This window comes from Novosphingobium sp. HII-3 (assembly GCF_002916655.1).
GTDB lineage: Bacteria > Pseudomonadota > Alphaproteobacteria > Sphingomonadales > Sphingomonadaceae > Novosphingobium > Novosphingobium panipatense.
In genome coordinates, this window is record NZ_PPSM01000014.1 from 570,575 (window position 1) to 593,369 (window position 22,795).

A 22,795-nucleotide genomic window follows, 5' to 3' on the forward strand; every position below is an offset into this window, starting at 1 on the left:
CTCAACGCTCCTGCGTGGAGGTGACCTCGACCACCACGTCGCCCGGCTGCAGTGCGTGAGTCTCCGGTTCCCAGAAGCCGTAGGCGGCCTGTCCCCTGTAGATCCGTACACCCTTGCCGGTGCGGATATCGTCGAGTGAATGTCCGATTTCCTCAGGCAGCACTTCGCGTTCCACCAGTTGCACCCGCCCGCTGACCGAGGCCAGGTCCGACATGTACTCCGCGATATGCTTGCCCTGGGCGGAGCCGGCAAGCAGCAGCCCCGTAAAGCGAACGGGGTTGATGACGTTGTCGGCTCCGGCCTGGACGGCAAGCACTTCGTTGTCGTCGGCCCGGATTACGGCGGTGATGGGAACCCCGGGCGCGAGGTGGCGAGCGGTCAGGAGGATGAGGATCGTTGTATCGTCCCGCCCCGCGGAGACGAGAATCGTGCGCGCGCGCTCGATGCGCACTGAGGCGAGAGTTTCGTCCCGGGTGGCGTCGCCTTCAAGGACGTTGCAGCCCATCCGCTCGGCCTGCTGGAGGCGGGCGGGCGACGGGTCGACAACGACAATGCAGGCCGGGTCCGTGCCACGCTCGATCAGTTCCCGCACGGCTTCGGAGCCGCTCACTCCATAGCCCAGCACGACCACGTGATCGGAAAGGCGCTCCTGGATGCGCTTCATGCGCCAGCTCTCCCAGCTATGCTTGATGAAGTAGTTGTACGCCGTTCCCACGAAGATGAAGATCACGGCGAAGCGGATGGGGGTGACGATGACGGCTTCGATCAGCCGCGACTTGTCGCTCACCGGGGCGATGTCGCCGAAGCCGGTAGTCGTTATCGATATCATCGTGAAGTAGAAGACGTCGAGGAAGCTGACGTAGCCGTCGTGCGTGTCCTTCAGGCCCTCCCGGTCCACCCAGTGGATGAGGACGACGAACATCACCAGCGCGAGAGCACCGCCCAGCCGCAGCCCGAGATCGGCCCAGACCGGCAGGTCTATCGCGCGTCTGAGGGGCTTTCGCACCGAGAGAGGCAAAGGCGCGCGACGTCTGGCCATGTGGGTCAGGGTACCTTGGGAAGTTCGCCGCGCGGATCGACGGGCTTGCCGTCTCGCCGCACTTCGAAGTGAAGTTCGCTGCCCTTGGCGAGACCGGTCGTGCCGACGAGGCCGACGCGTTCACCGGCCGTCACGCTGGCGCCTTCCTTCACCGTGACGCGGCTCAGGAAGCCGTAAGCCGTGTGCCAGCCGTTGCCGTGATCGATGACGACGAGATTGCCGAACTGGCCTTTCTCCTCGCCCGCAAAGACGACCGTACCGGCGCCGGCTGCGCGCACCATGGTTCCCGCCGGCGCCGTGATGTCGAGGCCGTCGTGAAAATTGCTGCCGCTTGCATAGCCGCGCCGGACGGGACCGGTCAGGGGCCAGGCGAAGCGTGCCGAAGCCGTTCGTGCGGCGGGCGCGGGCACATCGTCCGATGCAGTCACGGGGCTCGAGCGCGTCGATCCGCTTGCCGGCGGGTTGAGCAGGGTGGGGATGAGGAGGGTCTGCCCCACTTTCACCGCCGCCGCCGGTTCCAGGTTGTTGGCCAGGGCGATCTGTTCCCACGGCACGCCATAGTCCATGGAAATGCTGAAGCTCGTATCGCCGGCCTTGACGGCATGGCGTCGCGTACGGGGGATACGCAGTGTCTGGCCTGTGCGCACGGCATAAGGCGGCTGCAAACCGTTCGCTTCTGCAATGAGGATGCGCGGCACCTTGGCGCGGGCGGCGATGCCGCCAAGCGTCTCGCCGGGCTGGACCAGATGTTCGGTTGCCGTTTCCGGGCTGCGTGTCGGACCCGATCGTGCGGCAATCACGCGGGAAGCGGTCCGCGCCGCCTGGGCGGCTGCGGGTAGCGCTTCGTCGGCGGGCTTCGCGGCGATTGGCCGGGCGGGCTTCGCGGCACTTGGCCGGGCGGGCGCGGCGGCGCGTGGGATCGCCAGCTTCTGGCCCACCCGCACCACGTAGGGTTCCCTGAGGCCGTTCGCCTTGCTGATCGCGCTGGCGGACACCCCTGCACGGTTGGCAATGCCGTTCAGGGTCTCTCCGGAAACGACGACGTGCGTGGTCTCGCTCTCGGGCGACGCCGCAAGGCTGGGGAAAGCGGCAAGAGCTGCCGCCAGAACGACAGCCCGCCTCACGAGGTCGCGCGTTCCTGTGCGAAGCGTTCGGCCATGGCCTTGAGCGACGCGTCGTGCGTGAGATCAAGATGAAGTGGCGTCACTGAAATGTGTCCCTCGGCGATCGCTTCCAGGTCCGTGTTGTGAGCGGGTGTATGCTCGATACCCTGTAAACCGAACCAGAAGTAGGGAAAACCGCGCGGATCCACCCCTTCGACGAGCGAGCCGCGGGCATAGTCGTGGAAGCCCTGACGAACCACGCGGATGCCTTTGACCTGGCTGGCCGGCAGGGGCGGGAAGTTGACGTTGACCAGCGTGCGCGGCGCGAACGGCTGGTCCAGCAGCGGGCGCAGCACCCGTGCGCCCCATTCCTCGGCAGCGGAGAAGTCCACGCCGTCCCCGATGCTCTCGCGCACGGGGACCTGGCTCAACGCGATCGAGCGCACACCCGCCAGCGCACCTTCCAGCGCCGCCGAGACAGTGCCCGAATACGTCACGTCGTCGCCGAGGTTTGCGCCGCGATTGACGCCGGAAAGGATGAGATCCGGCGGCTCGGGCAGAACCTTGCGCAGGCCCATCGTCACCGCATCTGTCGGCGTGCCGGTCACGGAAAAGCGACGTTCGGCGTGCTTGCGCAGACGGACCGGCCGGTTGAGGGTCAGCGAATGCCCGGCACCAGACTGTTCCTCGCTGGGCGCGCAGATCCAGATGTCGTCCGAAAGCTGCGCCGCGATCTTTTCCAGGACGTAGAGGCCGGGCGCGTTGATGCCGTCGTCATTGGTGAGGAGGATACGCACTGTGTCTGTCTTTCCTTGCCAATTGCCTGCGATGACCCGAGGCGGTCAGGCGGGCACTTCCAGCGTGCCGATGCCGCCCATCCACGGCTTCAAGGCTTCCGGCACAAGGACGGAGCCATCTTCCTGCTGATAATTCTCAAGTACCGCTACGAGCGTGCGGCCGACGGCCAGCCCTGAACCGTTGAGCGTGTGCACGAACTCCGTCTTTTTCGAACCTTCGGGCTTGAAGCGCGCGTTCATGCGGCGTGCCTGATAGTCACCGCAGTTGGAAATCGAACTGATTTCGCGGTAGGCGCCCTGGCCGGGCAGCCAGACCTCAAGGTCGAAAGTCTTGCGCGCGGTCGCCCCCATGTCGCCGGCGCAGAGCAGCACCTTGCGGTACGGCAGGTGGAGCGCCTGCAGGATTCCCTCCGCCGCCGCCACCATGCGCTCGTGCTCGGCCTCGCTCTCTTCCGGCTTGCAGACGGTGACGAGTTCGACCTTCTCGAACTGGTGCTGCCGAATGAATCCCCGCGTATCGCGGCCTGCGGCACCGGCTTCGGAACGGAAGCACGGGGTGAGCGCGGTCATGCGCAGCGGCAGCGCCTCCGGCGCAAGGATCTGCTCGCGCACGGCGTTGGTCAGGGACACTTCAGCCGTGGGAATCAGCCAGCGGCCGTCAGTGGTGCGGAACAGGTCTTCCGAGAACTTGGGAAGTTGCCCCGTCCCGAATACCGCATCGTCCTTTACCAGCAGCGGCACGGCGCATTCCATGAAGCCGTTCGCCGTGGTCTGCGTGTCGAGCATGAACTGCGCGAGAGCGCGGTGCAGGCGCGCCATCTGGCCCTTGAGGAATGTGAAGCGAGCGCCTGAAAGCAGGGCGCCCGTTTCGAAGTCGAGGCCAAGGGCAGGGCCGATGTCGGTATGTTCACGGGGGGTGAAGGCGAACTCACGCGGTGTGCCCCAGCGCGCCACTTCCACGTTCTGCGCCTCGTCCTCGCCGTCGGGGACCTCGTCTACCGGAATGTTGGGCAGGCCCGCCAGCGCGTCCTGCAGCCGGGCGGTGAGATCCTTTTCCTCCGCCTCAAGTGCAGGGAGGCTGCCCTTGAGCTGCGCGACTTCCGCCTTCAGCGCTTCCGCGGTCTCCGTATCGCCCTGACCCATGGCCTTACCGATCGCCTTCGAGGCTTCGTTGCGGCGGTTCTGCCCCTCCTGCATGCGAGTGGCGACGGCACGCCGCTGCTCATCAAGAGCGATGATGCTGGCGGAGACGGGCGCAACGCCCCGGCGGGCGAGGCCGGCGTCGAAGGCTGCGGGATTTTCGCGGATCTGGCGGATGTCGTGCATGGCGCGGGCTATGCCTTTTCGCATTGACCCGCGCAAGCGCGGGAACATGCGATCTGCGCCGCAGATCAACGCTTTCGGCAGTCGGCCCAGACATCCATGCGCGCCGTGGTGAGCGCGTCGGGCGTCTCGATGTTTGCGACCCGCCGGCAATTCTTCCGCACATAGGCATAAACGGTGTCGAGCACCTCCATGTTGGGAGGCCCCTCGCGCGGTTTGTCCGGCGTGACGACGATGCCGGGCCGTTGCGCCAGTACGCGGCGTGTCTCACCCAGCGTGGAAAGATGGCTGAGATCCTTCTCGTTCGCGTCGCCCAGATGATGCGGGAATACCAGCGGGGTCGGGAAGGCGTGCCCGGTCAACGTGTAGAGCTGCGGAGGACCGTCCACCACGAAGAGCAGGCTGCCGTCGTCGTGCGCGCGGATCACGTCCGCCAGTTCCGCGAACGCGTCGATCGATTGCTGCGTTCGCCGTGCGTCGAGGGGGTCGAACGTGCAGACCGAATAGGCCGCCAGACCGGCCATCGCAATCTGGCCGAAGACCGGGCGGGCAAGGAACACCGCAGTGGCTGCGCTCAGAGGGACGAGAAGAGGCAGCGAGTAATGCATGTAGAAGTTGGGCACGAAGACCAGCCCGATGACGGCTGCGGCGATCCAGCCCGTGACGAAGCGACGGCTCTCGCCTTTCCAGTCCGCCAGCGACAGGGTGGCCACCACCAGCAGAGGAGCAAGAATGACGAACGTGATGAGAAAGCGCATCGTCGTCGGGTACAGGAACATCGGCCTGTTCGCGCTCGCCGTATACATCGCATGCCAGTAGATCCCCCAGTACCCCTCCGCAGCATACCAGCCCGCGATCGCCAGCGTGGGGGCAGCGCCGATCGCCGCCCACAGGAGAACAGGTCTCCAGACGAGGCTCCGCGGCATGGGTGAGCGAAGCAGGCGGGCCGAGGCGTAGAGGCCGAGGAAGCTCGCCTCGAACACGGCTGTCTGTTTGATCGTTATGGCGACGCCGGCCAGCGCCATGGCCACGACGACGCTGGGCGGGGCCTGCCCCCGAAGCAGGCGGTCGCGGGCGCTGAAGACGAGCAGCGCGGCCGTCGCGATGAACAGGTTGTAGAAGATCGGGGTCTGCCCTCCGAAGCCTTGCAGTTCGGTGAGCCACAGAAGGTACGCCATTCCGGCGAGGAGGCCGGCACGGGTGGTGCTCCAAGCGCTCGCCAGCCGGGCGATGACCCACGCCGTCGCAGCCGCGAAGATCGTGGCGATCACCTGGTAGGCGATCGGGCTGTAGGAGATGAAGGCGATCAGGTAATAGAGGAAGAACAGGCCCCAGGGCTTGCGATCCCATACATCGACATAGGGAACCGCTCCTTCGTGCATGGCAATACCGACGGTCTGATAGAAGCTCTCGTCCACATGGAGATTGGGGTCGCCGAACGTGGCGATGCGAAGCGCGATTGCCGTGACGAGGAAGAGCAGCAGATGAAGGGGGCGCACGCCTGGAGCTTCGCCGGTGCGGGAGTCCCGTGTTACCCGTTCCATAAGCATCGAAGAGCCGTCCCGCCTCCAGAAGTCGCGGCGTTCCTGTACGAAACGGACCTAATTTCCCGTTAACCGCGCAGGCAGGCGCCCGGCACGCAAATCAGTGTGCAGAATGATATTGAGGTTTTTCGAAGGACCATCCCGGTGGGATGGTGGGCGCGACAGGGATTGAACCTGTGACCCCACCCGTGTGAAGGGTGTGCTCTACCGCTGAGCTACGCGCCCGCTTCGTTGCGGAAGCGCGCCTTTAGACAGGCCGGATCGAATTGACAAGCGGGGAATGCAATATAAATCGCGGGGGCATGACTGAAGAGACCACCACGCCCGAAACCGCCGGCCCTGACGTGCCGCCGGATCACCTCGCGATCAACCCGCGCAGCCCGTTCTTCGATCAGGACAAGCTGCAGCGCGGCATTGGTATCCGCTTCAAGGGCACTGTGCGCACCAACATCGAGGAATATTGCATTTCCGAGGGTTGGGTGCGCGTGCAGGCCGGAAAGGCGATGGATCGCCACGGTAACCCGCTGACGATCAAGCTCTCGGGTCCGGTCGAAGCCTGGTACGAGGACCTGGGCGAAGGCGCCCCGGTGGCAAAGAAGGATTGAGCCATTCGCCGGAGGAGGCGCGCCGCCGAGAGGGAGCGCGCATCCTCCGGTCCAAGCCGGATCAGTAAGCGCCGGCGATGATGGCGCCGATGGGGTCGCTTCGGCGGCCCTTTCCATTGGAGGCTCTGGCCGCCGTGGCAAGGCGCGCGGTCTCTGCGCGTTCCCGCGCCTCAGAGCGCGAGCCGGGCTTGCTGTTGTAAATGAAGCCCGCGACAGGCCAATGCGTGGTGCCGAGACCCCGGGCCGGGGCATACCAGATGCGGACCCGGCTCCAGTCATTCGCGGGCGACACGTCGAGCGCGGTCACGTTGCGCTCGACCTGGCCGGGGACGGACCAGTTGGCATGGCTCAGCAAGACTGTGCGCGAATCGATGATCCGGCTGACGGTCGCCACGTGGCCGAGCCGCGAGTTGTTGAAGGGTTTGATCGCCATGACCGCGCCGACGCGGGGGCTGGTGCCGGTCGCGTAGCGACCCTGTGCCTGAGTCCACCACGTCCACGCATCACCGTAAAGCTGGATGCCCGATGTCGTGCGGGCATAAGGCACGCATTCCAGATCGCCGGCCGGATGGCCAGGCGGCTTGCTGGAGATGAAGCCCGCGCCCACGGCGCTGTCGTCCCGCGCGTCCGTGTCCGGCACGGCGCGCGCGGATGCGGTTGGGATGGATGCGGCTGCGCACATGGCGGCTAGCCCCAGAACGATCGCGTTTCCCTGTACCCTCATGCCCCGCTCTGTGCCCCACGAAGATTATCGGGAATCTTCCACGGTTGGTTAACGGCGAAGTAGGAAAAGGTTCCCCGTCGCGGCAAAAATTGTCGCCAAGCGCTGCGCCCGGGCTGCGAACCGGCCGTTTTGGCCCGCCAGCACCCGCCTAATGCTTGCCAAAGCCGGCGGAAGTCCCCAAGCGGTGGGAATCATGCTTCCTCAAGTCATCATCATAGGCCGACCGAACGTCGGCAAGTCCACGCTGTTCAACCGGCTGGTCGGCAAAAAACTGGCGCTGGTCGACGACCAGCCCGGTGTCACGCGCGACCGCCGATTCGGTGATGCCGAACTGCTGGGCCTCAAGTTCCAGATCGTCGACACCGCAGGCTGGGAAGACGACGAGGCGGAAACCCTGCCGGGTCGGATGCGCAAGCAGACCGAAGCCGCGCTGCAGACGGCGGATGTCGCGCTGTTCGTGGTCGACGCCCGCGCCGGCCTTACTCCTCTGGATGAAGAGATAGGGAACTGGCTGCGGGCATCCACCGTGCCTGTCATCCTGCTCGCCAACAAGGCGGAAGGCCGCGCCGGAGAGGGCGGCCTGCTGGAGGCCTATTCGCTGGGTCTCGGCGATCCTGTCGGCATCTCGGCGGAGCACGGCGAAGGCATGGGAGACCTGTTCGAGGCCCTGCTTCCGCACCTCGACCCGCTCCAGCCGGTGGAGGACGAGTTTGCCGCGGAGGAGGACGAGGAAGCGCTGCTTCGCGCGCCCCTGAAGCTCGCGATCGTCGGCCGTCCCAACGCGGGCAAGTCCACGCTCATCAACAGGCTGCTGGGTGAAGACCGGCTGTTGACCGGGCCGGAGGCGGGCATTACCCGCGATTCGATCGCCATCGACTGGACGTGGACCGACCCCAAGACCAAGGAAGCCCGCGAGGTCCGGCTGATCGACACGGCCGGCATGCGCAAGCGCGCGAACGTGACCGAGAAGCTGGAGCGACTCGCCGTGGCCGACGCGCGTCACGCGATCGACTTCGCCGAAGTCGTCGTCCTCCTTCTCGACGCAACGCGCGGGCTGGAGCACCAGGACCTGACGATCGCCTCCAAGGTGCTCGAAGAAGGCCGCGCCCTGATGATCGCCATCAACAAGTGGGACGTGGCGGAGGACGCATCGAGCCTGTTCAACGGCATCCGCGCTGCGCTCGATGATGGCCTGGCGCAGGTGAAGGGGCTGCCGCTTCTCGCTGTCTCGGCCCGCACCGGCAAGGGCTTGGACGATATGCTGGCGGCCGCCTTCTCCATCCGGGAAGCCTGGAGCAAGCGCGTGCCGACGTCCGCGCTCAATCGCTGGTTCGACGATGCGCTTGCGGCCAATCCGCCGCCGGCGCCGGGCGGCAAGCGGATCAAGCTGCGCTACATCACCCAGGCAAAGACCCGGCCGCCGGGCTTCGTCATCTTCGGCACCCGCCTCGATCTCTTGCCCGAGAGCTACAAGCGGTATCTGGTGAATGGGATGCGGCGGGAACTCGGCTTCGAATCGGTGCCGATCCGGCTCAATCTGCGCAGTCCGAAGAACCCCTTCAAGAAGGACTGACGCGGGTTGGACGCAAGTACGGGTTGATGCCCTGCAGGGGCGCATCGACCCGCACGCGCGGCTGGACCGATGCGCCGGAACCGCGCCTCGCTCAGGAAGGGTGAGCGACGGATTCCTCGACAGCCCTGCTTGCCACGGCATCGGTCTGCACCGGCACCGGGGATCCTGTAAGCACTTCCTCGCGTGCGCGGCGGCTGTCGCGATGATGGTTCCAGACCGCGATGAACAGCGCGGCGATGACGGGGCCGATGATGAAGCCGTTGAGACCGAACAGTTCAAGTCCCGATAGCGTGGCGATCAGGACCACGAAATCTGGCAGGCGGGTGTCGCGCCCGACGAGGATCGGCCGCAGCACGTTATCGACCATGCCGATGATGAACACGCCGCAGAAGAGGACGATGCCCGCCTTCATGGGTTCGCCTGCCGCGAACAGGTAGATGGCCACGGGACCCCAGATGATGGCCGTGCCCACGGCTGGCAGCAGGGAAAAGAACCCCATCAGCACGCCCCAGATGAGGGCGCCTTCAATCCCGAGCGACGAGAAGAGGATGCCGCCGAGGAAGCCCTGCACGACGGCGACGACGACGGTGCCGCGCATTGTCGCGCGCACCACGAGCAGGAAGTTCTCGATCAGGGCGTCGCGCGTGGCGGGACGCAGCGGCAGGCAGGTGCGGAACTTCTCGCCATAACGGTCGCCGTCCCGAAGCAGGAAGTAGCTGAGGTAGAGCATCACACCAAGCGCGGCGATGAAGCTCAGCGCTCCCTGGCCGACCGTCAGCACGCGCCCCGCGATTGTCTGCAGGCCGCTGGTGATGCTGGACCCGAACTCCCGCCGGATTGTCTCGAAGTTCGTCAGATCGTACTCGGACAGGAGTTCGCGCGCCCGGCGCGGCAAGGCGCTCATGACCTGCTGGAAGATGCGGCCGAAGTCGATCTGGCCGCTGGCGATCTTCTCATACAGCATCGTGGCTTCATTGACGAGGCTGATGCCAAGGAGGATCGTCGGCACCACGAGCAGCGTGATCAGCCCGAACAGGACTATCGATGCGGCCAGGTTCTTGCGGCCGTCAAGCCGTGTCGCAAGCCGGGCGGTCAGCGGCTGGAACATGATCGCGGCAACCACGCCCCAGAGGACGGGTCCGAAGTAGGGAGCCAGAAGGTAGGCCGCCGCCAGGGAAATCAGCACGACGAGGACGGTAAAGCCTATGTCCTCCGTCTCGAAGCCGCTCTTCTCTTGCGAACCCATCGTTCCCCCTAATAGCGCACAGAGCTCCTGCCATCCATAATCGATGGCAGGAGCCCGTGTTCCCTGGCCTGCTGATGGGGGTCAGTCTTCCGCCGGTTTGCTTTGCAGCTGGCAGTAGTTCTGGATTCCCATTCGCTCGATCATGTCGAACTGCTTCTCGAGGAAATCAACATGCTCTTCCTCGCTTTCGAGGATTCGTGCGAAAATCTCGCGGCTGACATAGTCGCGGACCGTTTCGCAATGCGCGATGGCTTCCTTGAGCATGGGAATCGCATCGTACTCGAGCGCGAGATCGGCCTTGAGGATCTCCTCCACCGATTCGCCGACGCGCAGCTTGCCCAGGTTCTGGAAGTTCGGCAGCCCGCCGAGGTAGAGAATGCGATCCGCAAGCACGTCGGCGTGCTTCATCTCGTCGATCGATTCGTGGCGCTCGTACTCGGCGAGCTTCTTGATGCCCCAGTTGTCCAGCATGCGGTAATGCAGCCAGTACTGGTTGATTGCGGTGAGCTCGTTGAACAGCGCCTTGTTCAGAAACTCGATAACCTTGAGGTCGCCCTTCATCGCGCGGAAACTCCTGTTCTGGAGCCGCGGCTATACGGAAATTCGGCAATGAGGACAAGTCAGGACAGAGTTTCAGGCGGCGGCAGCTATTCCCATGCTGTCGGACGAAAGTTCGTCCGCGATGATGTCATCGGCTTCGTCAAGGCACTGGCGGCATTGCGGAGCGCGGCCGAGAGCACCGTAGATCGCTTCGGCATTCCCGCGACAACGGCGGGCGGCGCAGCGAAGTTCGGTCTCTCGAATGGCATTGCAGATGCACACGTACATGAGCGAATCCTTTCGTTGCGCCCAATATATGCGAGTGCGAATGGATCGCAATAGCGAAAATGCCTCAGCCTGTTCGATTGTTCAGCGGGCGCCGTTCCACGAGCGAGCGCCACAGCCATTCAAGCGGTCCACGGCGGAAAAGCCGCAACCACAGAGAGCTCCAGACAAGCATGAGCGCCCACCCTCCGGCAACGAACAGCCACTGTTCCGCCGGCGATACCCGCCCGTGAAGGCCCAGCCCCCAGCCGTAGAACAGCGCTGTCATTACAAGGCTGGTGAGGATGTAATTGCTGAACGCCATGCGGCCCGCCGCTGCAAGGGTCCGGCCCAGACCGGAGCGCGCCAGCGCAGGCGTGGCGAGGACGAGCACGGCTGCGTAGCCGATCCCGCCCAACAGGTGCGGAAGCGCCATTCCCCAGGCGAATGCGGCCTGCATGGCCATGAGCGGGAAGCCCCTCGGCCAGGCCCACGCGAGATACAGGCCCGTCAGCAGGAGCCCGGCAAGGGTGCAGCCCCACGCCAGTGCCCGAAGGCGCGCACGCGGCAGGCGTCCGTCGAAGAACCCGCGCCGAAAGAGGACCATGCCTATCAGGATAAGGGGCAACGTTTCGGCGTAAGAGCTGGCTACCATCTGCACCTGCCAGAACGGCCGTTCGATCAGCTTCGTCCCGACCAGTTCAAGGAACCCGAACTGCGCCTCCCGCAGTTCCAGCGCTGCCCAGGCCCGGATCGGTTCGACATGGCTGGCGAGCAGGCGAGCCTGCGCGGGACTGGCGGATGCGGTGCGTGCTGCCTCTTCCGCTTGCAGCGTCGGGATGGCGCTGACGAAGCCCCAGGCATGGTAGCCGCAGTAGAGCGCAAGAGCCATCCAGAGAAGGGGGCGGTCCCCGATGGACCTCATCGTCAGCGCAACGATGCCGCATGCTGCGTAGAGGAACAGGATGTCGCCCCACCACAGGAGCAGGTAGTGTGCCATGCCGAAGATCAGCAACCAGCCCAGCCGACGCAGCTGCAGACTGTCGCCGTCCCGGCCCGCCGCGTCGGCGCGCTGCGAGAAGAGAACGAGTCCGGCGCCGAACAGCAGTGTGAAGAGGGCGCGCATCTTCCCCTCGAACAGCAGGAACCCGAAAGACCAGGCGACCTTGTCCAGGAGTTCGGGGGACGTTCCTTCGAACGGCGCCACACTCGGCCGCAGCGTTCCTACCATCGGTCCGGCGAACCCTGCGATGTTGATCGCCAGAATACCCAGGACGGCCACGCCGCGAATCAGGTCAAGCGTCGGCAGGCGTGCGCAGGACGCCGCACCTTCGAGGTTTTGCTCGGCCTGTATCAGTCGCGGCTCGGAAGGCAGGTAAAGCCACCCGCAGAGAGCCGGGCGCACGCCGCCGAAGCCTCGGCGCGGGACGCGAAGCCCGTGGCCTGAAGTTTGGTCAGTTTGCCCACGCGGACGAGGGCGCGCGCATGGCCAGCCAGTTCCGGCCTGCCCTTCAGGCGGCTCCAGAGCGTTTCGGCGTTGCCGGCCACGGCGAAGGCGCCGAGCTGGACCCGCCAGGCACCGCTCGCCTTTTTCGCAACCGGCGGTGCAGGCGGCTCCTTCGGCTTCGCCGCGGCGGTTACCTGGGGGGCAGGCTTCGGCGAGCGAGGCGGCGACGGCGGCCGCGCCACGGGTTCGGCTTGCGCCAACCGCGTATCCAGTTCGACGGCGGTGTTCAGGCGCTCGCGGTTGGCCTGCGCCTGTGCGGAGATCTGCTCCGCGACGACGACGCTCTTCTGCCGGTCGGCTAGAGGAACGTGCTCGTCCATCCGCGCCAGAGCCTCGGCTGCCTGCGGCAAACCGGCCTGGCGAGCGAGGCTCGCAAGAGCGTAGGCGCGCACCCAGTCCTTTGCGACGAGGTCGCCGTTGAAGTGTGCGACACCCAGGATGTACATCGCGCGCGGATCGCCGCGTGCGGCCGAAGCCTGGAGATAGGGGAGGGCGCGTTCGCGTTCGCCTTCCTGGAAAAGCAGCAGGCCATAGGCATCGGCCGCCTGCACATGCCCCTTCTCAGCGGCCTGTCCGTAAAGCCTTTCAGCGCTGGAAAGATCGAGCGGAACCCCGCGGCCCAACTTATAGGCCTGCGCGAGGTTGAACAGCGCATCCGCATCGCCTTTCTGCGCAAGCGGCTCCCACGTTCGGACGGCGGCTGCATAGTCCCCGTTCGACCAGGCATCGACCCCATCCTTGACGCTGTGCGTCGCAGCCTGCGCCACAGGCGCGGCGAGGGTGAGCAGGACCAGTGCGGTCATCGCATGTATCGTCTTCACTGCCTTGCCATTCCGCTGCCGCCGACCCCTGTCCATTGAAGTATCCTGCAGACATCTGCCGGGCACCAAAACCACGGCGTTAGTCTGCCAGAATTCCCTGGCTTCTGACTAGGCGTGAAGAGTTAACGCGTCGTGGACGTTTCAGCTGCCGGTTTCTTCGTCGGAATGCGGGTTTGGTCGAAATCAGAGGCAATTAACCGTTAATTAGGAACGTTAGGGCAGTCCCTCCACTGGCGACGCGCTCGCCGCAATGGGGGACTATCGTTTTGCGCGTACTTGCACTGGCATCGCAGAAGGGCGGTTCGGGGAAGACCACGCTGTCGGGCCAACTCGCCGTGGAGGCCGAGCGTGCAGGTGCCGGCCCCGTCGTCCTTATCGACATCGATCCGCAGGGCTCGCTGACCGACTGGTGGAACGAGCGCGAGGCGCCGACGCCCGCCTTTGCTCGAACGACCGTCGCGCGGCTGGCGAGCGATCTGGAAACCTTGCGTGAACAGGGCTTCAAGCTGGCGGTGATCGATACCCCGCCGGCCATCACGGTGGCGATCCAGACGGTGATTGCCGCGAGCGAACTCATCATCATTCCGACTCGGCCGAGTCCTCACGACCTGCGGGCCGTGGGTGCGACCGTGGCCCTGTGCGAGCGGTCCGGCAAACCGCTGGTCTTTGTGGTGAACGGCGCGACGCCCAAGGCGCGCATCACGACCGAAGCGGTCATCGCACTTTCCCAGCACGGGACGGTGGCCCCGGTCACGGTGCATCAGCGCACGGATTTCGCCGCCTCGATGATCGACGGGCGCACCGTCATGGAAGTCGACCCGCGCGGGCGCTCCGCTGCGGAGGTCGCTGCGCTCTGGGCCTATGTGGCCGATCGCCTGGAAAAGAATTTTCGTCGCACGATTTTCGCCGCACCTGCCGCCGGGCAGTCCGTGGCGGGGGGCGTGCTGCGTCCGGCCGGCAGCTTCGGCCGCCGGGTGCCTGCGTGAGCGGGCCGGCATGATTTGGGACATGAAGATGAAGAACCGTCATAACAGCCACGCCCGCTCCGCAGGCTTCACCTTGTGTTCGGCGATGGTGGCCGCGCTGCTGGCGGGATGCGCCGGTGGCCCGACCTCCCTCGCCAGTGCAAACGGGACACAGGTTGTGGCTGCAGCGAACCAGCCCGGCGTGAGCGAGGCCGCGCTGGCGAAGCTCGAGAAGCGGGTTTTGAAAGCCCCGCGCGACGCGTCCGCCCGCGGGCTGCTGGGGCAGGCCTATCTTGCCGTCGGTCGTTTCGATTCGGCGGCCACCGCGCTGGAGGATGCGCTTTCGCTAGGCGACAGCAATCCCCGCAGTGGCCTGGGCCTGGCGCTGGCCTACATCAGTTTGGCCCGCAACGCCGATGCCCTTGAAGTGCTCGGCCGATGGAGCACTCAACTCCCCGTCAGCGATTACGGGCTGGCGATCGCGCTGGCGGGACAGCCCGCCTATGGCGTCACGGTGCTTTCGGAGGCGATCCGCGGCGGAGACAACTCGGTCAAGATGCGGCAGAACCTGGCCTATGCCTATGCGTTGGACGGGCGCTGGGGCGAGGCCCGGCTGATCGCGTCGCAGGACCTTACCGGAGACGAACTTGACACCCGTCTGCGGGAGTGGGCCAGCCGGGCGCACCCGGAGCTCGGCCGTGAGCGGGTGGCGAGCCTGCTCGGCGCGCCGCTGCGCAGCGATCCCGGCCAGCCCGCCGCGCTGGCGCTTGGTGGCCGCGTCCGTGCGCCGCAGATCCGGACGGCTGCGTCGGAGCCGGGCGAACTGCCGCCGATGGAAGCCGCCGCTCCCGTCACACCGTTTGCAGCGATCGTGCAGACTGCCATCAGCGACGGCGAGGCGAGTGTCTCCGTCGCGGCCGAGGCTGCGCCGCCGCCGCGCGTGGAGCCTCGGCCCGCAGGCGAGGCCCCGGCTCGGCCGAAGCCCGCGCGCACGTCCGTCGAGCGGGCTTTCGCGGGGATGACGGCTCCTGCGGCCAAGACGATGGCCCCTGCAGCGAAGAAGGCGGCTGCTGCGCCTGCGGTCCGGCCCAAGCCTGCGGTCCACAGTGGGACGCATCTGGTACAACTTGGGTCGTTCCGCACGCTGGAGGGCGCGAAGCGGGCATGGGGCATCCTGCAGAAGCAGAACCCGTCGCTGCGCGGCCGCACCTTGCGCATCATCGAGGCCGATGTTCGCGGAGAGCGCTATTTCAGGGTCGCTGCCGAAGGTTTCGGCGCAAACTCCGCGCAGGCAATGTGTTCGACCGTCCGCAAGAGCGGGCAGCAGTGCCTGGCTTACGCGGACGACCGCCCGCAGCCCGGCACCGGTCGCGGCGAGAAGCCTTTGCTGGCGCGTCGCTGACCGGCTGAGCCGCAACGGCATGAAGAAGGCCTTTCGCCTGATGGCGGAAGGCCTTCTTCATGGCCGATCCCCGATTAGCCGGAGTTCGACCGCCGGACCGCCATGCCACCCTTGAACAGCGCCAGGACGCGACCCTGGACGGGCTGGCGGTCGAACGGCGTGTTGCCGGCAGCGGCCGCCATCTTGTCCGAATTGACGATCCACGGACGTTCCGGATCGATCACCGCAATGTCCGCCTCGGCGCCGACTGCGAGGCGGCCGGCGTTGACGCCGAGCAGGCGGGACGGGTTGGTCGACAGCAGCGCGAAGGCCCGCCCGATATCAATCACCCCGTCGCGAACGAGGTTCAGCGTCAGCGGCAGCAGCGTCTCCGCTCCCGCCATGCCGGGCGCCGAATCGGAGAACGGCAGGCGCTTGTCCTCCGGTCCGCGCGGGTCGTGGCCCGATGTGATGACGTCGATGGTGCCGTCCTTGATGGCGGTGACGACCGCCTTGCGATCCTCTTCGCAGCGCAGGGCGGGGGAGAGGTGCGTGAAGGTGCGGAAGGCGCCGATCGCGAGGTCCGACAGCATGAAGTACGCCGGGCTAATGCCCGCCGTCACGTGCAGGCCGCGCGCCTTGGCGGCCCGCACGAGGTCAAGCCCGGCGGCTGTCGTCACGTTGCGGAAGTGGATTGCGGCGCTTGCCATTTCGGCAAGTGTGATGTCACGGGCGATCGCCAGCGCCTCTGCCTGAGCGGGCGCGCTGGGGAGGCCGAGCCGGGTGGCCATCTCACCAGCGGTGGCGACGGCGTTGCCGACGATCCCGGCGTCCTCCGCATGAGCGATGACGATCATGCCGAGCATGCCGGTGTACTGGAGCAGCCGCAGCATCGTGCCCGAATCGCCAATCCACCGGCGCCCCGTGGCGACTGCGCGGGCGCCTGCGTCCCGCATCATCGCGATCTCGGCGAGAGACGTGCCCTCAAGCCCCTGCGTGGCTGCGGCAAGGGGATGCACCCAGAAGTCGGGCTTGCCGGACTGAGCCGCGAAGCGAACCCGGGCCGGAACGTCCAGAGGGGGATTCTGGTCCGGCATCAGCGCGGCCCGCGTGATGCCGCCGAAGTGGAAGGCGGGCTTGTCGATCGCGAAGACGCCGATGTCGACGAGGCCCGGCGCGACGATCCGGCCCGCCGCATCGTGGACCGTGTCGCCCTTCTGAGGGACGACACCCGCGCCGACGGCGGTGATGAAGCCGCCTTCGCAGCGCACCGCGCCGGGAGTGACGGTGCCGTCCGGCAGCAGAAGCTGGCCGCCGGTGATGGTGAGGGAGGCCTGGATACTCATGCCCAGCCCTCCATTCCGCGACCTTTTCGGGTCAGCACGTCAAGGCAGGCCATGCGGATGGCGACGCCCATCTCCACCTGGCGGGTGATGAGCGAGCGTTCGATGTGGTCGGCGACGTTGCTGTCGATCTCGACGCCTCGGTTCATCGGGCCCGGGTGCATGACTAGCGCGTCCGGCTCCGCCCGCGCCAGCCGGTCCAGCGTCAGGCCGTAAAGGTGCCGGTACTCGCGCGGGGAGGGGATGAACTGGCCTTCCATGCGCTCCATCTGCAGGCGCAGCATCATCACCACGTCCGCGCCCTTCAGGGCTTCGTCGAAGTCATGGAACACGGTGACGTTCATCCGCTCGATGTCAGCGGGCATAAGCGCGGGGGGTGCGCAGACCCGCACTTCGGCGCCCAGCGAGTTGAGGCACAGGATGTTCGAGCGTGCGACGCGGCTGTGCAGGATGTCGCCGCAGATCGTCACCCGCAAACCGTTGAAGGCGCGCTTGGCGTGGCGGATGGTCAGTGCATCGAGCAGCGCCTGAGTGGGGTGTTCGTGCTGGCCGTCCCCGGCATTGAGGACCGGGCAGTCCACCTTGTCCGCGATGAGCTGTACCGCGCCGGAACTGGCGTGACGGATGACGATCGCATCCGCGCGCATGGAATTGAGCGTCATCGCCGTGTCGATCAGCGTCTCGCCTTTCTTCACGCTCGATGTCGCGACGGCCATGTTGACCACATCGGCTCCGAGGCGCTTGCCCGCGATCTCGAAGCTGAGCAGCGTGCGGGTCGAGTTTTCGAAGAACGCGTTGATGATGGTCAGGCCTGACAGCAGTTCCCGCCGCTTCTGTGCGCCCCGGTTCATCTCGACCCATTGTTCCGCTTCGTCCAGCAGGAACCAGATCTCGTGCGGAGCAAGGCCCGCTATGCCGACGAGGCCGCGATGGGGGAAAGCGAGTGCGCCTTCCGGGTAAGTGTATTCAGGGGGTGTCATCAAGGACCACGCTAGTAGGCGCGCCCCGGCGCCTGCTCAAGCCCCTGCGGGCTTTCGATGCCTTCCAGTGTTTACAAGGGGGACCGCCTGCGCCGGTACAAGACCGGCCGAACGCCGTGAGGCGGGGGAACCGCCGGATGCGCCGCCCCTTTTCCAATGCGCCTTGCAGGAGGTAAGGCTGCACCGGAAAGGTATTCGTCACATGAGATTCGCGCGCAAGGTCTGGAAGCTGCTCGTCGCCGTGAAGGACGCGCTGACGCTGCTGTTCCTGCTTGCCTTCTTCGGAGCGATCTACGCCGTCCTGATGGCACGTCCTGTCGGCGGACGGGTCGAGGAGGGCGCCTTGTTGCTCCGCCTCGACGGCACCATCGTCGAAGAGAAGAGCGCTGCCGATCCGTTCGGGCTGCTCATGGCCTCGGGGGGGCAGATCGGCGAGTTTCAGGCGCGTGATGTCGAACGCTCGCTTCGGCTTGCGGCAACGGACACGCGGATCAAGGCCGTCGTGCTGGATCTATCGCGCTTCCTCGGCGGCAGCTACGTCCACCTGCATGGCATCGGCGAGGCCATGGACGCGGTGCGCAAGGCCGGGAAGCCGGTGCTGACATTTGCGAACGCCTATGCCGACGACGGAGTGCAGCTTGCCGCTCACGCAAGCGAAGCCTGGGTCGACCCCATGGGCGGCGCGATCGTCACCGGGCCGGGCGGCAACCTGCAATTCTACAAGGGCCTGTTCGACAAGTACGGCGTCACCGCTCACGTATTCCGCGTCGGAACCTACAAGAGCGCGGTCGAGCCATACCTGCGCAGCGACCTTTCGCCGGAAGCGCGGGAGGATTTCAAGATGGTGCTCGACGCGCAGTGGAACGCCCTGCGCGCGGAGATCGCCCGGGCCCGGCCCAAAGCGCAGATCGACCGCGTCGTTTCGGACCCGGTCGGCTGGACCAGGGCTTCGGGCAACGACCTGGCCAAGGCCGCCCGGGCGGCCGGCCTAGTTGACCGCATCGGCGATCAGACCGAGTTCGAAAAACGGGTCGAGAAGCTCGTCGGCGTCAGCACCATGGCGCGCGACGATACCGATGCGCCGGGCTACGCGCATACGCCGCTGACGACCTGGCTTGCCGCACATCCCGAGAAGGCCGAAGGGGCAGGCATCGCCGTGGTCACCATCGCGGGCGAGATCGTCGATGGCAAGGCAGGGCCGGGGCGCGCAGGGGGTGATCGCATTGCGCGGCTGCTCGACGAGAACCGGGACGCCGGGATGAAGGCGCTTGTCGTCCGCATCAATTCCCCCGGCGGGTCGGTCATGGCGTCGGAGCGCATCCGCCGCGCCATCCAGCGCTGGCGCGACGCGAAGATACCCGTGGTCGTCTCCATGGGACCGGTCGCGGCGAGCGGCGGGTACTGGGTGTCCACACCCGCCCAGCGCATCTTTGCGGAGCCGGCGACACTCACCGGCTCGATCGGCGTGTTTGGTTTCATGCCCAGCTTCGAGAAGACGCTGGCGGATTTCGGTGTCACCAGTGACGGCGTGCGCACCACCCCGCTGGCCGGGCAGCCCGACCTCCTTGGCGGCCTCACTCCGGAGGTGGAAGCGATCCTCCAGGGCTCGGTGGAAGGAATCTACGGTCGGTTCGTGGGATTGGTCGGGCAGTCGCGCGGCAAGTCGGCGCAAGAGGTCGATTCCATCGCTCAGGGCCGCGTATGGCCGGGCGCCGAAGGCCAGCGCATCGGCCTTGTCGATCAGATGGGCGGCCTCGACGATGCGCTGGCCCATGCAGCGAAGCTTGCCGGGGTCGGCAACGGCAAATGGTACGCGGAGTACCTGATGGAGCCGGCGGACCCGTTCACGTCTCTGTTGGAAAGCCTGATGCCCGCATCGCGCGAACAGGCCGGGGCTTACGACGTCCCCGGCCTGCTCGCCGCGCGCCAGCGAATGCAGATGGTCCAGGCTGTGTCCGGCCTCGAGTCCGTTCTCGGCGCGCAAGGCATCCAGGCCTACTGCCTCAGCTGCGGCGCCGTGCCGGGGAACCGCAGCGTCCCGAAGCCGCCGCGGGCGGACTCGCCCATGATGCTCGTCGCGCGGCTGGTGGGCTTGCGATAGGCACGAAAACGGCGGGAGGAGCCATCCTCCCGCCGGTCACCGGCAGATTGCCGCTCCGACGCCGTCAATCGGGCGGCGGAAGTTCCGTGGGGGCGTTGTCTGGCTGATCGTAATCCGGCCCCTCGGCGGGAGCTTCTTCCGGTCCGCCGGGAACCCCGGGGTCGTTGCCGGGCGTCGGGAATTCGGCGGGCGTGTCGCCCGGATTGTCGGCTGGAGGCTGCGTGGCCATGGTCGTCCTGCTCCGTTTTCACCCGCTCCCTTAACCCACTTGGGCACCGTCCGGTCCAACTGCAACCCCGCGATGCGACTCGTCGCACTTGCCCTTTGCCGCGCGACGCTATAAGCGCCCGTGCCTTGAGTTTCAGGCTACACTCATGCGGGCGTGGCGGAATTGGTAGACGCGCTGGTTTTAGGTACCAGTATCGAAAGATGTGGGGGTTCGAGTCCCTTCGCCCGCACCAATCCGTCACCTGTGCGAGGGCAAGCCGCGTAATGCTGGCCCATGGGCCACTTGGATTGCACAGGAAGGCATCGAAATGCAGATCGTCGAAACGACCAACGAAGGCCTGAAGCGCGCCTATACGGTCACCATTCCCGCCGCCGCCATCACGGCGAAGATCGAGGGCGAGGTGAAGAAGATCGCGCCTCAGGTGAAGATGCCCGGCTTTCGTCCCGGCAAGGTGCCTGCCAACCTCGTCAAGAAGATGCACGGCCCGGCAATCCACCAGGAAGCGCTGAACACCTCGATTCGCGAAGCGATGGACAAGCTTGTCGCCGACAACGCTCTGCGTCCCGCGATGAATCCCGACGTCTCGCTCGCCGAAGGCTACGAAGAAGGCAAGGACGCCGAACTGACCGTCAGCCTCGAAGTGCTGCCGCAGATCGAAGCCCCGTCGCTCGAAGGCCTGAAGCTCGAGAAGCTGACCGTGCCGGTTTCGGACGAAGCTGTGACCGAGGCAGTGGAGCGTATTGCTTCGCAGCAGCAGCGCTTCGAAACCAAGGACGGCGAAGCCGCTGACGGCGACCAGGTCATCATCGACTTCACCGGCAAGCTCGACGGCGTCGAGTTCGAAGGCGGCAAGGCCGAGAAGGCTCCGCTGGTCATCGGTGCGGGCCGCTTCATCCCCGGCTTCGAAGAGCAGCTGACCGGCGCGAAGGCGGGTGAAGAGCGCACCATCACCGTCACCTTCCCCGAGGACTACCCGGCCGAGAACCTCGCCGGCAAGGAAACCACCTTCGACATCGTCGTGCACGAAGTGAAGGCACCGGCCGAATCGAAGCTCGACGACGACTTCGCGAAGGAACTGGGTCTTGAGAGCCTGGAGCAGCTGCAGGGCCTGCTGCGTGGCCAGCTGGAGCAGGAAACTGCCGGCCTGACCCGCACTGCCATGAAGCGTTCGCTGCTCGACCAGCTTGCCGCCGGCCATGACTTCGACGTTCCGCCGACGATGGTCGAAGCCGAATTCTCGCAGATCTGGCAGCAGCTCGTGCAGGAAGCCCAGAACGAGGAAGATCCGGCCGCAGCTTTGGAAGAGATCGAAGCCGAGAAGGACGACTACCGCAAGATCGCCGAGCGCCGCGTGCGCCTCGGTCTGCTGCTTTCGGAAATCGGCCAAACCAACGGCGTGGAAGTGACCGCGCAGGAAATGTCGATGCTGGTCTCGCAGGCCGCTTCGCAGTACCGTCCGGAGGACCGTCAGCGCTTCGTCGAATACGTCCGCCAGGACCCGATGATGGCCGCACAGCTTCGCGCGCCGCTTTATGAGGACAAGGTCGTCGACTTCCTCATCGAGAAGGCCGAAGTCACCGAGCGTGAAGTGACCCGCGAGGAACTGCAGGCCGCGATCGAGGCTGACGCGGACGGCGAGAGGCCGGCAGAACCGAAGAAGGCGAAGAAGGCTTCGACGAAGGCTGCCAAGAAGGACGCCGAGGAAGCTCCCGCCAACGAAGCCGAGGCCGAGGAAAAGCCGAAGAAGGCTCCCGCCAAGAAGGCCGCCGCCAAGAAGGCTGACGACGCCGAGGGCGACGACGCCAAGCCTGCCAAGAAGGCTCCGGCCAAGAAGAAGGCCGCTGCCAAGGAGGACTGATCCCCCAACGCGGTGCGTGAAAAGAGGCCCGGTGCAGCGATGCACCGGGCTTCTTTCGTTTCGGCGCCAGCGCTGGTCGTCAGTCCTTCAGCTGGCCGAAGGGAACCAGCTTGCGCGCCAGCACGGCGGCTTTCTTGCCATCATTGGCCCGCAGCGCCGGCAGTACGGCAAGAGCGGCGCGCTGCATCAGTGCATCGAGGGGGCTCTTGGCTGATGCCTTGGAAGCCGCCTCGGCCCATTGCCGGGCAAGAGAGATGTCGCCGGGATCGTTGCGGATCTGCAGCAGGGCAGCCAGGCCGGGAAAGAACGCGCGGTTGCCGCCCAGCGCTACCGCTTTCGCCAGCGCGGCCTTGCCGGTGCTCGCCCGTGCGCCCAGCGCAGTGCGGGCAAGGAAGCCGCCCAGCTCGTCCACCGCGCCCAGATGCCAGCCGGCGATCGCCATCTGCATCTCGGGATCGCGCGGGTTCTGCGCAGCCAGCTTCTGGAACACATCGCGCGAGGCGCGCACGTCCGAGCGGCTGCGGGTGAGCTTGCCGCGATAGCCGACGGCGATGGCACGCTGCAGTGTAGCCTCCCGGTCTTCAGGACGGCTTGCAAGGGTCCGTTCCGAGACGAGGATGGCCTGCCCCACGAGGTCGAGCGCACGGGCCTTGGACCCGGTCTGGAACGCGGCCGTGGTCAGCAGTTCGCGCGGGGTCTGCGCGTGGGCCGCGGCAGGCGTGAGGATGGCGATGGGAGCAACAAGTGCGGCGAAGGCTGGCAGAGGCGAACGATACACAAGATCTCCCGCAAAGCTGGACGGCGGCAGGATGACCGAACACCAGGGCTAGCGCCAGCGGTTATCGGCGGTAC

General features: G+C 66.1%; 21 protein-coding genes and 2 tRNA genes. 7 read left to right on the plus strand and 16 right to left on the minus strand.

Annotated elements, in window-relative coordinates; all coding sequences use genetic code 11:
• Nucleotide 1: 1 nt before the first annotated feature.
• From C2R25_RS06550 to C2R25_RS06575, 6 genes are all read right to left on the minus strand, one after another.
• Nucleotides 2-1,039 carry a TrkA family potassium uptake protein gene (locus tag C2R25_RS06550; protein ID WP_103728386.1) on the minus strand — a complete coding sequence of 346 codons (1,038 nt, stop codon included), beginning with the start codon at nucleotides 1,037-1,039 and terminating at the stop codon, nucleotides 2-4.
• A gap of 5 nt (nucleotides 1,040-1,044) precedes the next feature.
• Nucleotides 1,045-2,163, minus strand: coding sequence for a LysM peptidoglycan-binding domain-containing M23 family metallopeptidase (locus C2R25_RS06555; protein ID WP_103728387.1), 1,119 nt, complete (start codon nucleotides 2,161-2,163; stop codon nucleotides 1,045-1,047).
• Nucleotides 2,160-2,939, minus strand: a complete 780-nt coding sequence (gene surE, locus C2R25_RS06560; RefSeq protein ID WP_103728388.1) for a 5'/3'-nucleotidase SurE — start codon at nucleotides 2,937-2,939, stop codon at nucleotides 2,160-2,162. The genes C2R25_RS06555 and surE overlap by 4 nt, the downstream gene beginning before the upstream one ends.
• Nucleotides 2,940-2,984: 45 nt before the next feature.
• Nucleotides 2,985-4,265 (minus strand): serine--tRNA ligase, encoded by a 1,281-nt coding sequence (serS, locus tag C2R25_RS06565; protein ID WP_103728389.1) that lies wholly within the window; start codon nucleotides 4,263-4,265, stop codon nucleotides 2,985-2,987.
• Nucleotides 4,266-4,330: 65 nt separating this feature from the next.
• Complete coding sequence (locus tag C2R25_RS06570; RefSeq protein ID WP_103728618.1) at nucleotides 4,331-5,761, minus strand: hypothetical protein; 1,431 nt, start codon at nucleotides 5,759-5,761, stop codon at nucleotides 4,331-4,333.
• A gap of 195 nt (nucleotides 5,762-5,956) precedes the next feature.
• Nucleotides 5,957-6,031: transfer RNA gene (locus C2R25_RS06575), tRNA-Val, on the minus strand.
• 77 nt (nucleotides 6,032-6,108) lie between these two features.
• Here C2R25_RS06575 and C2R25_RS06580 point away from each other — a divergent pair.
• Nucleotides 6,109-6,411 (plus strand): DUF3297 family protein, encoded by a 303-nt coding sequence (locus tag C2R25_RS06580; protein ID WP_103728390.1) that lies wholly within the window; start codon nucleotides 6,109-6,111, stop codon nucleotides 6,409-6,411.
• Between the two features lie 61 nt (nucleotides 6,412-6,472).
• Here the strand turns inward: C2R25_RS06580 and C2R25_RS06585 are convergent, their stop codons facing one another.
• On the minus strand, nucleotides 6,473-7,135 hold the full coding sequence (locus C2R25_RS06585) for a CHAP domain-containing protein (protein ID WP_103728391.1): 663 nt from the start codon (nucleotides 7,133-7,135) through the stop codon (nucleotides 6,473-6,475).
• A gap of 193 nt (nucleotides 7,136-7,328) precedes the next feature.
• On the opposite strand from C2R25_RS06585, the gene der reads away from it, so the two are divergent.
• Nucleotides 7,329-8,708: a ribosome biogenesis GTPase Der gene (der, locus tag C2R25_RS06590; protein WP_103728619.1), complete on the plus strand. Its 1,380-nt coding sequence runs from the start codon at nucleotides 7,329-7,331 to the stop codon at nucleotides 8,706-8,708.
• A 91-nt stretch (nucleotides 8,709-8,799) separates the two neighbouring features.
• Here der and C2R25_RS06595 read toward each other — a convergent pair whose 3' ends face one another.
• From C2R25_RS06595 to C2R25_RS06615, 5 genes are all read right to left on the minus strand, one after another.
• Nucleotides 8,800-9,954, minus strand: a complete 1,155-nt coding sequence (locus C2R25_RS06595; protein WP_103728392.1) for an AI-2E family transporter — start codon at nucleotides 9,952-9,954, stop codon at nucleotides 8,800-8,802.
• Between the two features lie 81 nt (nucleotides 9,955-10,035).
• Nucleotides 10,036-10,515 (minus strand): bacterioferritin, encoded by a 480-nt coding sequence (gene bfr / locus C2R25_RS06600; RefSeq protein ID WP_103728393.1) that lies wholly within the window; start codon nucleotides 10,513-10,515, stop codon nucleotides 10,036-10,038.
• 72 nt (nucleotides 10,516-10,587) lie between these two features.
• Nucleotides 10,588-10,782, minus strand: a complete 195-nt coding sequence (locus tag C2R25_RS06605; protein ID WP_103728394.1) for a bacterioferritin-associated ferredoxin — start codon at nucleotides 10,780-10,782, stop codon at nucleotides 10,588-10,590.
• A gap of 64 nt (nucleotides 10,783-10,846) precedes the next feature.
• Nucleotides 10,847-12,163 carry a DUF418 domain-containing protein gene (locus tag C2R25_RS06610; RefSeq protein WP_233203791.1) on the minus strand — a complete coding sequence of 439 codons (1,317 nt, stop codon included), beginning with the start codon at nucleotides 12,161-12,163 and terminating at the stop codon, nucleotides 10,847-10,849.
• Nucleotides 12,112-13,086 (minus strand): SPOR domain-containing protein, encoded by a 975-nt coding sequence (locus C2R25_RS06615; protein WP_369825694.1) that lies wholly within the window; start codon nucleotides 13,084-13,086, stop codon nucleotides 12,112-12,114. The genes C2R25_RS06610 and C2R25_RS06615 overlap by 52 nt, the downstream gene beginning before the upstream one ends.
• Nucleotides 13,087-13,352: 266 nt before the next feature.
• Here C2R25_RS06615 and C2R25_RS06620 point away from each other — a divergent pair, with 266 nt between their 5' ends.
• Entirely contained in the window at nucleotides 13,353-14,072 is a 720-nt protein-coding gene (locus C2R25_RS06620) for a ParA family protein (RefSeq protein ID WP_103728395.1), read from the plus strand.
• 22 nt (nucleotides 14,073-14,094) lie between these two features.
• A complete protein-coding gene (locus C2R25_RS06625; RefSeq protein ID WP_233203792.1) occupies nucleotides 14,095-15,453 on the plus strand; it encodes an SPOR domain-containing protein in 1,359 nt (452 codons plus the stop codon).
• 74 nt (nucleotides 15,454-15,527) lie between these two features.
• On the opposite strand, the gene C2R25_RS06630 is transcribed toward C2R25_RS06625, so the two are convergent.
• Both C2R25_RS06630 and C2R25_RS06635 read right to left on the minus strand, forming a co-directional pair.
• Entirely contained in the window at nucleotides 15,528-16,778 is a 1,251-nt protein-coding gene (locus C2R25_RS06630; protein WP_103728396.1) for a dihydroorotase family protein, read from the minus strand.
• Nucleotides 16,775-17,755 carry an aspartate carbamoyltransferase catalytic subunit gene (locus C2R25_RS06635; protein WP_103728397.1) on the minus strand — a complete coding sequence of 327 codons (981 nt, stop codon included), beginning with the start codon at nucleotides 17,753-17,755 and terminating at the stop codon, nucleotides 16,775-16,777. Before C2R25_RS06635 ends, C2R25_RS06630 begins: the two co-directional genes overlap by 4 nt.
• A 202-nt stretch (nucleotides 17,756-17,957) precedes the next feature.
• Here C2R25_RS06635 and sppA point away from each other — a divergent pair, with 202 nt between their 5' ends.
• A complete protein-coding gene (sppA, locus tag C2R25_RS06640; protein WP_103728398.1) occupies nucleotides 17,958-19,856 on the plus strand; it encodes a signal peptide peptidase SppA in 1,899 nt (632 codons plus the stop codon).
• A 64-nt stretch (nucleotides 19,857-19,920) separates the two neighbouring features.
• Here the strand turns inward: sppA and C2R25_RS20675 are convergent, their stop codons facing one another.
• Nucleotides 19,921-20,085: a hypothetical protein gene (locus tag C2R25_RS20675; protein ID WP_199183773.1), complete on the minus strand. Its 165-nt coding sequence runs from the start codon at nucleotides 20,083-20,085 to the stop codon at nucleotides 19,921-19,923.
• Between the two features lie 147 nt (nucleotides 20,086-20,232).
• Here C2R25_RS20675 and C2R25_RS06645 point away from each other — a divergent pair.
• Nucleotides 20,233-20,317 (plus strand) — tRNA-Leu (locus C2R25_RS06645).
• Nucleotides 20,318-20,392: 75 nt separating this feature from the next.
• Entirely contained in the window at nucleotides 20,393-21,943 is a 1,551-nt protein-coding gene (gene tig / locus C2R25_RS06650) for a trigger factor (RefSeq protein WP_103728399.1), read from the plus strand.
• A gap of 79 nt (nucleotides 21,944-22,022) precedes the next feature.
• On the opposite strand, the gene C2R25_RS06655 is transcribed toward tig, so the two are convergent.
• A complete protein-coding gene (locus tag C2R25_RS06655; protein WP_233203793.1) occupies nucleotides 22,023-22,721 on the minus strand; it encodes a hypothetical protein in 699 nt (232 codons plus the stop codon).
• Between the last annotated feature and the right edge of the window lie 74 nt (nucleotides 22,722-22,795).

What these genes read in the sequence shown, in the direction of transcription:
- C2R25_RS06550 (WP_103728386.1), bottom strand. Translation starts at nt 1,039, where the DNA reads ATGGCCAGACGTCGCGCGCCTTTGCCTCTCTCGGTGCGAAAGCCCCTC.
- serS (WP_103728389.1), bottom strand. Translation starts at nt 4,265, where the DNA reads ATGCACGACATCCGCCAGATCCGCGAAAATCCCGCAGCCTTCGACGCC.
- C2R25_RS06580 (WP_103728390.1), top strand. Translation starts at nt 6,109, where the DNA reads ATGACTGAAGAGACCACCACGCCCGAAACCGCCGGCCCTGACGTGCCG.
- C2R25_RS06585 (WP_103728391.1), bottom strand. Translation starts at nt 7,135, where the DNA reads ATGAGGGTACAGGGAAACGCGATCGTTCTGGGGCTAGCCGCCATGTGC.
- der (WP_103728619.1), top strand. Translation starts at nt 7,329, where the DNA reads ATGCTTCCTCAAGTCATCATCATAGGCCGACCGAACGTCGGCAAGTCC.
- C2R25_RS06595 (WP_103728392.1), bottom strand. Translation starts at nt 9,954, where the DNA reads ATGGGTTCGCAAGAGAAGAGCGGCTTCGAGACGGAGGACATAGGCTTT.
- bfr (WP_103728393.1), bottom strand. Translation starts at nt 10,515, where the DNA reads ATGAAGGGCGACCTCAAGGTTATCGAGTTTCTGAACAAGGCGCTGTTC.
- C2R25_RS06605 (WP_103728394.1), bottom strand. Translation starts at nt 10,782, where the DNA reads ATGTACGTGTGCATCTGCAATGCCATTCGAGAGACCGAACTTCGCTGC.
- C2R25_RS06625 (WP_233203792.1), top strand. Translation starts at nt 14,095, where the DNA reads ATGAAGATGAAGAACCGTCATAACAGCCACGCCCGCTCCGCAGGCTTC.
- C2R25_RS06630 (WP_103728396.1), bottom strand. Translation starts at nt 16,778, where the DNA reads ATGAGTATCCAGGCCTCCCTCACCATCACCGGCGGCCAGCTTCTGCTG.
- C2R25_RS06635 (WP_103728397.1), bottom strand. Translation starts at nt 17,755, where the DNA reads ATGACACCCCCTGAATACACTTACCCGGAAGGCGCACTCGCTTTCCCC.
- sppA (WP_103728398.1), top strand. Translation starts at nt 17,958, where the DNA reads ATGAGATTCGCGCGCAAGGTCTGGAAGCTGCTCGTCGCCGTGAAGGAC.
- C2R25_RS20675 (WP_199183773.1), bottom strand. Translation starts at nt 20,085, where the DNA reads ATGGCCACGCAGCCTCCAGCCGACAATCCGGGCGACACGCCCGCCGAA.
- tig (WP_103728399.1), top strand. Translation starts at nt 20,393, where the DNA reads ATGCAGATCGTCGAAACGACCAACGAAGGCCTGAAGCGCGCCTATACG.